Below are 13262 nucleotides of genomic sequence, written 5' to 3' on the forward strand. Positions count from 1 at the left end.
GGTGCCTGCCCGACGGCCGCGCCGCGCCCGAGCGTTCCCGACCGAAGGAGAAGCACGGCCATGGCAGAGACCCTCACCGCCGCCAAGGCGGACCTGGTGGACCTCGCCCACCGGAGAATGCTGACCGCCATCCCCGACAACGACTGGACGATCCGGCAGAAGCTCGCGCTCACCTGCCGGATCCTGTTCGACGCCGGCCACGACTCCGGACTGGCCGGCCAGATCACCGCCCGCGCCGAACAGCCCGGCACCTACTACACCCAGCGGCTGGGCCTGGGCTTCGACGAGATCACCGAGTCCAACCTGCTGCTGGTGGACGAGGACCTCAACGTGCTGGAGGGCGAGGGGATGGCCAACCCGGCCAACCGCTTCCACAGTTGGGTCTACCGGGCCCGCCCGGACGTCACCTGCGTCATCCACACCCACCCGCTGCACATCTCCGCGCTGTCGATGCTGGAGAAGCCGCTGGTCGTCTCGCACATGGACCTCTGCCCGCTCTACGACGACTGCGCGTTCCTGGAGACCTGGCCCGGCATCCCGGTCGGCAACGAGGAGGGCGAGATCATCACCGCCGCGCTCGGCGACAAGCGCGCACTGCTCCTGGCCCATCACGGGCAACTGGTGGCCACCGGCACCGTCGAGGAGTCCTGCGTCCTCGCCGTGCTGTTCGAGCGGGCCGCCGAACTCCAGCTGCTGGCCTCGGCCGCCGGCCGGATCCAGGAGATCCCCGACCTCCTGGCCCGTGAGGCGCACGACTGGATCTCCACCCCCAAGCGCGGCCAGGCCTCCTTCGGCTACTACGCCCGCCGTGCCCTGCGGGCCGGCCACGGCGACGCGCTCGACACCTTCGCCCCGGAAGGCGGTGCCTGACATGGCCGGTACGCCCCTGGAAGGGATCATCGCCTACCCGGTGACCCCGTTCTCCCCCACCGACGGCGGTCTCGACACCGCCCGCCTGACCACCCTGATCGACCGCCTGGTCGAGGCCGGCTGCCACGCCGTGGCACCGCTCGGCTCGACCGGGGAGAGCGCCTACCTGGACGACCAGGAGTGGTTCACCGCCGCCGAGACCTCGGTGGGCGCGGTGGCCGGGCGGGTGCCGACCGTGGTCGGCATCGCCGACCTCACCACCCGCAACGCCGTCCGCCGGGCCCGGTTCGCCGAACAGGTGGGCGCCGACGCGGTGATGGTCCTGCCGCTGTCGTACTGGAAGCTGGACGAGCGCGAGATCACCCGCCACTTCACCGAGGTCGCGGGCGCGGTCTCGATCCCCGTGATGATCTACAACAACCCCGCCACCAGCGGTGTCGACCTCTCCCCCGAGCTGATGGTCGAGCTGGTCGAGCGGGTCGAGAACATCACCATGGTGAAGGAGAGCAGCGGCGATGTGCAGCGGATGCACCGCCTCACCCAACTCACCGGTGGCGAACTGCCGTTCTTCAACGGCAGCAACCCGCTGGCACTGGAGGCGTTCGCCGCCGGCGCGGCCGGCTGGTGCACCGCCGCGCCGAACCTGATACCCGAGGCGGTGCTGGAGCTGCACCGGGCGGTGCGGGTCGGCGACCTGGACGCCGCCCGCCAGGCCTTCTACCGCCAGCTGCCCGTCCTGCAGTTCATCCTCCGGGGCGGACTGCCCACCACGATCAAGGCCGGACTGGCGCTGCGCGGCCTGGACGTCGGACAGCCGCGCCGGCCGCTGCTGCCGCTGGACGACGAGCGCACCCGCCGGCTGGCCGAGCTGCTCGCGACCCTGGACTGACCCGCCGTCAGGGCAGGCTGGGCACCCGGTCCGACGGGCCGGCCGGGTCGTCGTGGATCACCACGAGGATCGCGGCCGGCTCCGGACCGGTGCTCCGGCAGCGGTGCGGCAGCGCCGAGTTGAAGTACACGCTGTCCCCCGGCGCGAGTTCGACCGTCCGCTCGGGGAACTCCAGCTCGACCGTCCCGGCATGGACGAAGAAGAACTCCTCACCCGCGTGGGACTTGAAGGGCGAGTCGGCCGGCTCGACCGGCGGGTACATCATGAACGGCACCATCCGCTTGCCGCTGAGGCCGGTCGCGATGCCCTCGTAGTGCGGGCCGCCGCGGCCGGCGCCGTCGGCCATCGGCGTCCGTTCGCCGGCCCGGACCACCGTGACCAGCTCGGGCTCCACGTCCTCCGAGAACAGCCGGCCGACATCGACGTTCAACGCGTGCGCCAGCTTGAGGGCGGTCGAGATCGAGGGATCACTGAGCCCCCGCTCCACCTTGGAGAGGTAGCTCTTGGTCACGCCGACCTGCGCCGCCAGCGCCTCCAGGCTCAGCCGGTTCTGCTTCCTCAGCACTCTCACGCGGCTGCTCATGCGGCACCTCTCACCCCGGAACGTCCGGTTCAGTATCCCATCGCTGCCCGGCCCCGGTGCCGTGGGGCCGGGCAGCGGTTCGGCTCCGTCGGTCAGTGACCGTCGATGTCGTCGGGGCGGACGGCGATGTGGTCGGCGCCCAGGTCGACGGCGACCCGGTGCTCCATCCCCAGGGCCTCCAGGAACTTCACCGGCAGCTGCACCCGCCCGGTCCGGTCGAGCATCACGTACTCGCGCTCGTTCACCGACTCCTCGCCGTGCTCGTCCGTCACCGTCCGGCGCAGCACCTCGCTGCTGGTGCGGCCGTCGCGGATGGCGACGGTACGGCGGACCTCGGCGGCGACCATGGGGTCGTGGGTGACGATCACGACGGTCGCGCCCAGCTCCCGGTTGACGGTCCGGAAGGCCTCGAAGATCCCGGCGGCGGTCTCGGAGTCGAGTTCACCGGTCGGCTCGTCGGCGAGCAGCACGGGCGGGTTGTTGGCCATGCCCACCGCGATGGCCACCCGCTGCTGCTGGCCGCCGGAGAGCTCCGCGGGCCGCCGGTGGGCGAGGTCTCCCAGGTCCATCGCCTCCAGGAGCTCGGCCACCCGGGCCGCCTGCCGCTTGGCCCGCGCCCCACCACCGGAGCGGCCGCGCAGCTGCATCGGCAGGGCGATGTTCTCGGCGGCGGTCAGGAAGGGGAGGAGGTTGCGGGCGGTCTGCTGCCAGATGAAGCCCACCACCTCACGGCGGTAGCGCAGCCGCTCCCGGGTCGACATCTCCAGCAGGTCGCAGCCGGCGACGGTGGCCGTCCCGGCGGTCGGCACGTCCAGCCCGGCCAGGATCGTCAGCAGCGTCGACTTGCCGCTGCCCGACGCGCCCACCAGAGCGACCAGGTCACCCTGGCGGATCGTCAGCTCCAGCCCCTGCAGGGCCTGTACCTCCACGCCCTCGGCGCTGAAGATCCGCACCAACCGCTCGCAGACGATCGCCGCGTCCCCGGCGGCCACCCGCGGCGCCGCGGCCGCCAGCGCCCGCTGCCGCAACTCGTCGAGCGTCGGGACCTCGACGACCGCCCCGCCCTCGGACACACTGCTCACCACTGATCTCCTGTCGCCGCCGCGCCTGGGCGCGCTCCTGGTCGCGATTGCCACGGGTCGGTTCCCTCGCCGACCGTCCGGCCGGCTGCCTCGTCGTCGGCCGGTGGCCGGTCCGGGCGGGCGTCGGTCATCGCTGGTCCCCCGCCCGCAGTTCGGTACTGATCTGGCGTCGGCCGGAGATCAGTGCCTCGGCCAGCACTCCGGCCGTGACCAGCGCCGCCAGGCCGAGGACCTGGAACAGCACCGGCGGCAGCGCCGGCTCCAGCCCGGCCGGCACGGGGGCGCCGACCAGCGCCGACAGGTCGATCGCCGGCCCCAGCAGGGCGACCGCGGCCAGCGCCACCACTCCCCCGCCGACGGCCGCGACCAGGGTCTGCGGCAGGGTCTCGACCACGATCAACGCCAGCCCCTGCCGGGGCCGCAGCCCCATCGTGCGCAGGCGCGCCAGCATCGCCGCCCGCTCCGGAGCCGCCCGGAGCAACGTCAACAGGACGGCGAGGAGGGCGAACCCGGCGGCGCCGATCACCGCGGCCCAGAACAGCCGCCCGGCCGAGTGCTGCAGCGGATCGTTGGCCAGCTCGGCGGCCCGGGCCGCGCTGGTGCGGAACAGGTACCCGGCCGGTGGCGCGTCGGCCTCGGCCGGCGCCTGGGCCGCCGGCGCGGTCCCGGACGGCGCGGGCGCCACGGTCGACGGCGCCGCGCCGCCACCGCTCCGCACCGGGGCCGGCTCGCGCAGCAGCCCCTTCAGCTGCCGCTCGTCGATGTCACCGGTGGCGAACCAGAGGTTGGCGCCCTTGAGGCCGGGCAGCCGCGCGGTCGACGGGCCGGCCGGCAGCACGACGAAGCGTCGGGTGGAGTTCTCCAGCGCCGGGGTGCCGTCGACGGTACCGGCCGACTTCGCGAGCAGCTCCCACCCGTTGGGCATCCGCAGGCGGTAGCTCCCGCCACCGATCTTCTTCGCGACCTCGGTGCTGAACAGCGCCGGCACGGGCGTGTCGATCCCGCCGTCGTCACCCGCGAGGACGGCCGGGTCGAACGCGCCGCGCCCCACCGTCCGGGACAGCTCGGCGTACGCCCGCGGGTCCACCACCAGCGCGCTGACCCGGGTGGGGCCGCTGTCCGCGCCGAGCAGGAACACCTCGCTCTCCCACCAGACGGGGGTGGCCGTCCTCACCCCGGGCAGCGCGCCGGCCGCCGCGATGAAGCCGGGCGGCAGCACGGCACCGGTCGGTGCCCCGACGACCGCGTCCCCACCGACCGCGCTCAGCGCGGCCTGCGCCCGTCCCCGGTCGACGGCGTCCAGCACGGTGGCGCCGAAGCCCGCCGTCGTCACCGCAAGCATCAACGCCAGCAGCGGCAGCACCGACGGACGCGGCCGCCCGCCCGCCCCGCGCGCGGCCCGGGCCAGTCCCAGGAACCCCACGACTCCCGCGCCCCGGCCGACCACCCGCGCCAAGCCGCCCACCAGCACCGGCTGCAGTCGTGCCAGCGCCAGACCACCCGTCAACGCCAACAGCAGCGGCGCCGCCACCAGCATCGGATCCAGCCCGCCCCCCGGCGGCACCACCCCGCGGCGCCGGACCTCCAGCACCGCCGCCACCGTCACCGCCACGACCACGAGCTCACCGACCAGCCGGCGCCGCGCACCCGGAGCACGCGGCACCGACCACAACAGCGCCGCCCGGACCGGAAAGCCCAGCAGGGCCAGCAACGACACCGCCAGCGCCACCACCGCGGACCCCCACCACCGCGGCGTCGGCAACAGCCACCACATCAGGGCGGTCGCCACCACCGCGGCCGGCAGCACGGTCACCGCGCCCTCGCCGAGCAGCCGCCGCACCACCCCGCCGCGCGACCCGCCGCGCGCCTGCAGCAACCGCAGCTCGCCGACCCGCCGGTCCCCCGCCAGACCCGCCGCCAGACAGAGCACCACCACCGCCACCCCGGCCAACCCCGCCGGACCGACCGCCGCCAACGGCGCCGCCGCGTCCCGCCGCGCCACCGCCTGCCCGAACAACTCCGGCAGCTCCGAGGTGACCCGCAGGTCCTCGCGGCCGGTCAGCGTGGTGAGGCGGGTCCCGGTGGAGCCCGCGACGTAGGAGGAGATCTCCTCCCTGGTCCGGTCCAACTGGTCGGCGCGCAGGGCGCCGGTGTCGACGGGCAGTCGCCAGAAGTCCGTCGCGCCCCCTCCCCACGGGGCGATCAGGTCCGTCGTGCCGGCGGCGACCACACCGCCGGTGCGCCACGCGAGCTTCTTGGCGGTTTCCAGACAGGCCCGCTCGGGGCAGGGCAGGTCGGCCCAGTACGGGTCCGCGGGGTCGTTGGCGCTGAAGAGGCCGACCACCTCGGCCCGCACCGGGTCGCCGGTGGTCGAGGAGCCGGCGTCGACGATGTCGCCGAGGTGGATGTTGACGGTGTCGGCGGCGCTCCTGCTGATCGCGATCGGCACCGGTCCGCTGCCGCCGTCCGCGCCGGGCCACCGGCCGGCCACCAGTGCGGCACGGTCGGTGAGGCCCTGCACGTAGAGCAGGTCGAGCAGGGGCGGGGCGTCGTCGTCGAGATGGGCGTACCCGGGGTTCAGCATCGGACGCGCCTTGTTGCCACGCGTGCCGTACACCGGGCCACCGGCCGCCAGCCGGAAGGTCTCGTTCGGGTAGGAGGCGAGCTTCGCCGCCACCTTGTCGAGGTCGGCGGAGTCGTACTGATGGCGCCCGGTGGCCTGCAGACTGGTCCAGGACGGGCCGCGGTCGTGCAGGAACTCGCGCAGCGCGGCGTCCGTCCCCCGGTCGACGGCGCGGGGGAAGGCGGCGGCCAGGAGGACGGTGACGAAGGCCAGCGCCGCCATCAGCACGGCGGCCAGCGGTGCCGTCCGCAGCCTGGTCCGCACCCAGGGCGCGGGGCGCAACGCGCCGGTGGTGCCCGCGGGGCCCGTGGTTCCCGCCGGGCCCGTGGAGCTGGGCGTGCCGGTGGGCCTGGGCGTGCCGGTGCCGGCCGGGGTGGTCACATCTCCTCCACATGCCGCAGCCGGGCGGCCACGTTTCGACGGCGGCGCCCGCTGAGGGAGGCCGACAACAGGGCGACGACGGTGATCGCGGCCGCGAGCAGCAGGGCCGGGCCGAGCGGCAGGTCGACCAGCACCTCGGGCACCGGCCGGCGGGCGGCCGGGGTGAGCACCACCAGCGGCACCACCAGGTGGACGGTCAGGGCGCCGAGAGCCAGCCCGACGACGCTGCCCAGCGCGACCAGCACGCCCTGTTCGGCGGCGACCGTCCGGCGCAGCCACCGCCGCGGAGTACCGAGCGCGAGCAGCACGGTGAACTCCCCCGCGCGTTCGCGGGCCGAGGCGGCCGACGCTGCGGCGAAGCCGATCGCCGCCAGCACGGCGCTGACCACGGCGATCGCGGCCAGCGCGTTCTGCGGCGCGGAGCCGATCGGGTCCGCGAGCAGGTCCGCCGCCACCTCGTCGCGCAGCAGCAGTCGCTGTCCGCCCGGTTCGGCCCGCAGCTTGGCCGCGGCCTGGGCGGGCACGGTGTCCCCCGGGCCCGCGGCGGGCAGCCACCATTCGGAGGCGGCCGGCAGCTGCCGGCCGGCGGCCGCGAGCAGCCGGCCGGTGGTGGCGAGGTCGATCGCGAGCGCGGTGTCCCCGACCACGGGCAGCGACTCGACGGCGCCGGCGATCCTGACCGGCAGGGTGGTGCCGGCGAACGCCACCTGGACGGTGTCACCGACCGCCGCGCCGACGGCGCTCAGATAGCCGCGGGTGGCGACCCCGGCGACCCGGTCCGGGGCCGTGGTACCGGCCGGAGCCAGGACGGCCTGGAGGCTGTCGACGCCGCCGCGCCCCTTCTGGTAGTGGATCTTGAGCAACCGCTGCTCGCCGGCGCCGGCGGCCACGACGGTGGACGCGGACGTGTCCTTGCCCTGGACGGTGACCGTGCTCCAGGCCAGACCGGCCGGCGCGGCGACCGGACCGGCCGGTCCGGTCGCGGTGTCGGAGACGCCGATCCCGTGGACGGTCAGGTCGCCGGTGAGCACGGTCGTGCGGTCCGAACCGAACACGACGACCAGGCCGGCCAGTGTGAGCGGCGCGGCGGCCGAGCCGACCGGTGCGTCGGTGAGCGCCGCGAGATCGGCGGTGGCCACGGCGTCGCCCTGGTCGGGGACGCCCGCCAACGGAGCGCGGAACGTACTCCCGAACCGGTCGCGCAGCACCAGCCAGACGTCCGGGTGCGTGTCGAACTCCCCGGCCGGCGCGATGGTGAGTCGGACGTCGACGCGCCGGGGGTTGCCGGGCAGCGGCAGCCCGGCCTGGAGACCGGTCGGCGCGGGCTCGGCCAACGGCGCGAACACCTCCCGCGCGCTCTGCCCGCCCAGCAGGTCCGCCCGCACCGGCACCCGGTCCGCGAACCCGGCGGCGTCCAGCGCCAGGACCTGACCCGTCGCGCCGCCCGGCAGCGAATTCTCCTGCCGCACCACCGGAACCACGCGCTCGCCACCCGGCAGCGCCCCGTACCGGCCGCCCTGACCCATGGACGCCGTCGCCGACCCGAAGATCCGCAGGCCGCCCGCCGACACGAAGTCCGCCTGATCACGCTGCGAACCCGACCAGCTGGCGTGCTGACCCAACGCCAGCACCCCCGTCGACACCGCGAGCACCAGCAACAGCACCGGCCCCGCGGCGCGCCCGGGCCGACGCGCCAGCTGCCAACCCGCCAGGGCCGGCACCAGACCCCGGCCCCGCGCCGCCGACCTGCCGCCGAGCCGGGCGGCGAACGGCAGCAGCCGCAGCACCAGCAGCGTCCCCGCGCACAGCAGCAGGGTCGGAGCCGCCACCAGCACCGGGTCCAGGCCCAGCTTGCCCTCGGCATCGGCCGACAGCCCACCGCTGTAGCGCGACAGCTGGAAGTAGGCCAGCACCGCCAGCGCCACCACCGCGAGGTCGGCGCCCGAGCGGACCGCTCCCGCCACCAGCGCCTGGCGCCGGCCGGCCCGGCGCAGCACCGCCCCGCCGGCGCCGCGGAACACCGCCGGAGCCGCCGTCAGCAGTACACAGGCCAGCGCGCACAGACCCGCGACCGGCCACCACGTCCAGCTCAGCCCGGTGTCCAGCGGCACCCGGGACAACGATCCGAAGCGCGCCAGCACCCGCAGCAGCAAGGGGACCAGCAAGGGCGCCAGCACCGCCGCCGGCAGCGCCAGCAGCAACGACTCCGCCGCCGTGAACGCCCCCAGCCGCACGCCCGAGGCGCCGCGCGCCGCGAGCAGGGCGTTCTCACCCACCTGCCGGGCCGCCATCAGATGCACCACCAGCAACAGGACCGCGGCGGCGAGCACCACCAGTTGCAGCGCGCCGATCAGCAGGGTGGACCGGGCGACCAGCGCGCTGGATTCCAACTCCTGCAGAAATACCGGAAGGTCGGTCGATATCTGGAGGCCGGCCGTCCTGCCCAGCTCTTCGGCGAGACCGGCGGCCCGGTCCCGGACGGCAGCGGCCCCGGAGGCCCGGACGGCGGAGAAGTCCGCGCCGAGCAGCCAGCTCCGGCCGTTCTGCGGAACGCCCGCGACGGTGAAGGCACTGTCGTCGACCAGTAGCGGCCCGTAGGTGGCGAACCCACCGACCAGGATCTCGCGACCACCCACCGGGTCCAACCGCCAGTACGGGTCCGCGAGATCCGTGGCCCGGTAGACGCCCGTGACGCGGACGGTGAGCGCCGCGCCGCTCAGGCGGTCGTCCAGCCGGACCTCGGCCGGCAGCGCCCCGGCCGTCAGGCCCAGCCGCACCAGCGCCGCCTGCGGGACGGCCACCTGCACCGGCCCCGCACCGGCCGCTGCCGCCGCCGGCCACGACCCGGCCACCAGGGTGACCCGGTCGTGGGAGAGCGTGGCGAGCAGGGTGAGATCGGTCTGCTTCCCCGCCTGCGCGCCGGCGGTGGCGGGCGTGGGCGCGGTGGCAGGGGCGGTGGCGGACGCGGTGGCGGGGGTCGCCGCGGCGGCCGGGAGGCCGTAGGAACGGCTGCGGGCCAGACTCTCGGCGTGCACGGGCAGGCCGCCGAAGAGCCGGTCGGCGTAGCCGGCCACCGCCGCGTCGTCCGCGGCCCGCTTGTCCTGGCCGTGCTCGGCCTTCACCAGGACGGTACTCCGGGCCTGGCCCGACACCTGGAGCGACTGTCGAAGCCCAGCCTCCCCCACGCTGCGGTTGAACGCCACCAGTGCGGTGAGCACCGCCGTGGTGATCAACACCGTGAGTAGGACGGCGGTGGCCAACGGCAGTCGCCCGCGCAGACGGCGCACGACAAAGCCGAGCATCCTCTTCCTCCCCCGCTGCATACCGGCCGCGTCCGGCACCTCCGTCCGGGCACTCGCTGCCACGGGATGGATGCCTGTCACACACCGCTACGGTGATCACCGGCGCTTGATCACCGGATAGCGGACGATGTTGTCAGATTCACTCTTCAAACGGAAGGGACTTGCGCGAATCATGTAACTAGTGAGCAAATTCTCCGCGTTGGCAGCACATCGAATCGGCACCCACTGCACGCCAACAACGTCGCGGCCGCGCCGCGCGGTTCAATGGCCGATCAATATGCCATGGACACCTCATTTGTTTGGCCCGTCATGAGTACCGCACTTCAGTCGAGGAACACCCAGGGGGGACGCCCAATGACGCAGCAAACGGCCGCCACCGTCACCACCGGTATGGTCACCGTCACCGACCTCACGCACAGCTTCGGCACCGGCGACCGCACCGTGCACGCACTGCGGGGCGTATCCTTCACCGCCCGGCGCGGTGAACTCACCGCTCTCAAAGGCCGCTCCGGCTCCGGCAAGACCACCCTGCTCAACCTCGTCGGCGGCCTCGACACCCCCACCGGCGGCACCATCACTCTCGACGGCACCGACCTCGACCAGCTCGACGAGAACGGCCGGCTCGCCCTGCGCCGCGACCGCATCGGCTTCGTCTTCCAGTCCTTCGGCCTGATCCCCGTCCTCACCGCCGCCGAGAACGTCGGCATCCCCATGCGCCTGCGCAACACCCCCGCCCAGGAACGCGAGGAGCGCGCCCGCACCCTCCTCGCCCTCGTCGGCCTCAGCGAGCACGCCCACCAGCGGCCCGCCGAACTCTCCGGCGGACAGCAGCAGCGCGTCGCCATCGCCCGCGCCCTCGCCAACGAACCCGACCTCATCATCGCCGACGAGCCCACCGGCCAACTCGACTCCGAAACCGGTCGCTCCATCATGGAGCTCCTGCGCGCCGTCGTCCGCAGCCAGGGCGTCACCGCCCTGGTCGCCACCCACGACCCCACCCTGATGGAACTCGCCGACCGCGTGATCGAACTCCGCGACGGCCACATCCACACTCCCGAGGTCTGACCCCCTCGGCCCGTCCGGGCACCGGCGCCGCCCGTCGGGGCAGGGAACGGTTGCCCGTCCGGCCCCACCCGCACCGGCCCGGACCGGCCGCGCCCGGAGCCGAACGGGCAACCCCAGGGCCGAACGGGCAGCCCGGGGCCGACGGGGCGCCGCGCTCAGAGCGCCCTGAGCGCGGCCTCGCACTCGCGGCAGCGCCGGGTGCGCTGGGACGGCGGGTACCAGGGCGCCCCCGGCCCGGACGGCCGGTAGCCCTCCCGTTCGAGATCTCCCGTCCCGATCCCGCAGAAGGTGACCGGCCCCGGATCCTCCGGCACCTCCGTATCGGCCGGCGCCGCGTGCACCCAGCGGATCCGCGCGCCCACGTCGACCTCCTCCGCGTCCAGCACCTCCGTGGACGGCTCCAGCTCGACCAGCACGATCACTCCGCTCATACCTCGACCCTGCCCCCGGCCCGCACGAGCCGCATCCCGGCCGCCGGGGGGCGGGGCGGCCACGCCTCGTCGCGGACCCCCTTGGCCCACCGAAGCCGGACTCCGCTCGCCGCACCCGTCCGCACGAGGCCGACACCTCCGCCCGACCGGTTCCGCGAATGGTCGAGCCCGGGAATCGCCCTGCGCTCCGCCCAGCGAGGCTTACCGTGCGCCCGAGAACCCTCCGCCGGTCCCACCCACGACGGAAAGCCTCAGGAACCGCGACAAACGCACGCCCCGGCCCGCGCACGTCGCCTCCCATTTCGATCTGTTCGCATACGCCGCCGCGGTCCACCTGGTGACGTCGTACGGCAACGGGTGTGTCGACCGGAAGCAGTCACGGCAGTTCTGTCAGCGGCAGTTCTGACGGTGCCGGCTCGGTGCTCGGCCAGGAAGGCCGTCCGACCGGGCGGGCGATCCGCCTTCACGAACCAGGAGTTGGCGCAGGACGGGACCGGCAAGCTGTTTCTGATGGGCTTCCTCACCTGCCTGCTCAATCCCAAGGTGGCCATCCTCCACATCTCCCTGCTGCCGCGGTTCGTCGACCCGACGCTCGGCCATGTCGGCCTGCAGGGGGTGCTGTTGGGGCTGACCCAGATCGCGATGGGGGTCGCGGGCAACGCGTTCTTCATCGTGACGGCGGGCTCGGTCGCCGGGTTCTTCGGGCGACACCCGCTCTGGCAGCGCGTGCACCGCTATGTGATGGGCACCGCGCTGGCGGGCTTCGCCGTCAGGATCGCCACCGAGCGGACGGGCGCGGCGGTCGCCCTGCGCTGACGGGCCGGCACGGGGCGGGCCGGCACGGGGCGGGCCGGCACGGGGCGGGCCGGCACGGGACCCGAGGGGTGGATCCGGGATCACTCCGTGACGGGCAGGCACTCGGCGAGCAGCCCGACGATGTCGCGCCAGGCCCGCTCAGCGGGATCGCGCGCGCCAACATCTCCGCGGGGTCGGTGAACCAGCGCCCGCCGTTGATGACGAAGGCCAGCGCCACATAACCGAGTTCGGCCAGGGCGTCGGCCCGCCGGCGCCGGAAGTCGTTCAGGCCCGGCCCTTCGGGCCCGAGCAGGACGGCGGGACGGCGGTCGGCACCCGCCGGAAGCGCGCGGTGCCCGATCATCGTGAGACCGTCGGCCCGATACTCGACCGTGCGGGTGGTAACCATCGACATGGGACCGGACTCTAGTGTCCTGCGCGCCTGATCTGGCCGGTTGTCGGCCGGCGACAGAACGGCGCGGCCCCCGCCACACCGTCGGCCCGCTTCCACCCCGGACCTCGGGCCTCGTCGTGGACCAGCTCACCCGCCGGGCCCGCCGAGCCCGTTGCGGCACCATCGTCCGATGCGCACAGGCGGATGTCCTCGACCCGCTGTCCAGTGTGCGGTCCGGGCCGGCGCGGTGTTCACCGCTCCGTTGCCGCTCATCGCCGGCGGACCGGCAGTGGCCGACACGTCGAGCGGCCTCCTCGGACGCCGGGGATTCAGGGTGCCACCGGGCTCGGCTCCGCGAGGTGGGCGTCCATGGCGGCGTTCAGATCGGTCATGAACCGCTCGAACCGCTCCAGGAGCTGTGGCGGGTAAGGGGCCATCGCGGCGTCGAGGCGCTCGGCGAGCGGGCCGAAGAACTCGTCCGCCCGTTCCTGGATGTGCGGACCGCTACGCAGGGTGACGACGCGCCGGTCGGAGTGCTCGCGGGTGCGGGTGATGTGCCCGGCCGCTTCGAGGCGGTTCAGGAGGGCGGTGGTGGCGCCCGTGGACAGGGAGATGCGCTCGCTCAGCCGGGCCGGTGACAGCGGCGTCCCGCGTTCCTCGGCGGCGGCGATCTCCAGGACAGCGGTCGCGTCGGTGGAGTGCAGGCCCAGCCATGCCGCGAAGCGCCGGCCCAACTCGGCGTAGTGGCCGCCGTAGATCCGCAGCCCCTCCATCAGCCGCTCGCGCCGCGCCGCGACGCCGTCGCCCATCGCTTCCTCCACCGGGACCGCCACCTCGTCTCGCCTGC

At 74.3% G+C, this 13262-nt stretch carries 10 protein-coding genes and 1 pseudogene; 4 read left to right on the forward strand and 7 right to left on the reverse strand.

The genetic code is table 11. From position 1 onward, the window contains the following. Positions 1-60: 60 nt before the first annotated feature. Both ACFXHB_RS11460 and ACFXHB_RS11465 read left to right on the forward strand, forming a co-directional pair. A complete protein-coding gene (locus tag ACFXHB_RS11460) occupies positions 61-870 on the forward strand; it encodes an aldolase (RefSeq protein ID WP_380573755.1) in 810 nt (269 codons plus the stop codon). A gap of 1 nt (position 871) precedes the next feature. Further along, positions 872-1759: a dihydrodipicolinate synthase family protein gene (locus tag ACFXHB_RS11465; protein ID WP_380573756.1), complete on the forward strand. Its 888-nt coding sequence runs from the start codon at positions 872-874 to the stop codon at positions 1757-1759. 7 nt (positions 1760-1766) lie between these two features. On the opposite strand, the gene ACFXHB_RS11470 is transcribed toward ACFXHB_RS11465, so the two are convergent. The 4 genes from ACFXHB_RS11470 to ACFXHB_RS11485 all read right to left on the reverse strand — a co-directional run bounded on the left by ACFXHB_RS11470 (position 1767) and on the right by ACFXHB_RS11485 (position 9730). Next, on the reverse strand, positions 1767-2342 hold the full coding sequence (locus tag ACFXHB_RS11470; RefSeq protein WP_380573757.1) for a helix-turn-helix domain-containing protein: 576 nt from the start codon (positions 2340-2342) through the stop codon (positions 1767-1769). A 92-nt stretch (positions 2343-2434) separates the two neighbouring features. After that, positions 2435-3424: an ABC transporter ATP-binding protein gene (locus ACFXHB_RS11475; RefSeq protein WP_380573758.1), complete on the reverse strand. Its 990-nt coding sequence runs from the start codon at positions 3422-3424 to the stop codon at positions 2435-2437. A gap of 127 nt (positions 3425-3551) precedes the next feature. Further along, on the reverse strand, positions 3552-6428 hold the full coding sequence (locus ACFXHB_RS11480) for a hypothetical protein (RefSeq protein WP_380573759.1): 2877 nt from the start codon (positions 6426-6428) through the stop codon (positions 3552-3554). Further along, positions 6425-9730, reverse strand: a complete 3306-nt coding sequence (locus ACFXHB_RS11485) for an FtsX-like permease family protein (protein WP_380573760.1) — start codon at positions 9728-9730, stop codon at positions 6425-6427. The genes ACFXHB_RS11480 and ACFXHB_RS11485 overlap by 4 nt, the downstream gene beginning before the upstream one ends. A gap of 354 nt (positions 9731-10084) precedes the next feature. Between ACFXHB_RS11485 and ACFXHB_RS11490 the strand changes: the two genes are divergently transcribed. Next, positions 10085-10795 carry an ABC transporter ATP-binding protein gene (locus ACFXHB_RS11490; protein ID WP_380573761.1) on the forward strand — a complete coding sequence of 237 codons (711 nt, stop codon included), beginning with the start codon at positions 10085-10087 and terminating at the stop codon, positions 10793-10795. A gap of 155 nt (positions 10796-10950) precedes the next feature. On the opposite strand, the gene ACFXHB_RS11495 is transcribed toward ACFXHB_RS11490, so the two are convergent. Beyond that, on the reverse strand, positions 10951-11226 hold the full coding sequence (locus tag ACFXHB_RS11495) for a hypothetical protein (RefSeq protein WP_380573762.1): 276 nt from the start codon (positions 11224-11226) through the stop codon (positions 10951-10953). A gap of 357 nt (positions 11227-11583) precedes the next feature. On the opposite strand from ACFXHB_RS11495, the gene ACFXHB_RS11500 reads away from it, so the two are divergent. Continuing rightward, positions 11584-12042: a LysE family translocator gene (locus tag ACFXHB_RS11500; protein WP_380573764.1), complete on the forward strand. Its 459-nt coding sequence runs from the start codon at positions 11584-11586 to the stop codon at positions 12040-12042. A gap of 139 nt (positions 12043-12181) precedes the next feature. On the opposite strand, the pseudogene ACFXHB_RS11505 reads toward ACFXHB_RS11500, so the two are convergent. Both ACFXHB_RS11505 and ACFXHB_RS11510 read right to left on the reverse strand, forming a co-directional pair. Then, positions 12182-12436: pseudogene (locus ACFXHB_RS11505) on the reverse strand (dienelactone hydrolase family protein); the annotation flags it as partial. A gap of 308 nt (positions 12437-12744) precedes the next feature. After that, positions 12745-13224: a MarR family winged helix-turn-helix transcriptional regulator gene (locus ACFXHB_RS11510; RefSeq protein WP_380573863.1), complete on the reverse strand. Its 480-nt coding sequence runs from the start codon at positions 13222-13224 to the stop codon at positions 12745-12747. Positions 13225-13262: the final 38 nt, after the last annotated feature.

The organism is Kitasatospora sp. NPDC059327 (genome assembly GCF_042752535.1).
Classification (GTDB): domain Bacteria; phylum Actinomycetota; class Actinomycetes; order Streptomycetales; family Streptomycetaceae; genus Kitasatospora.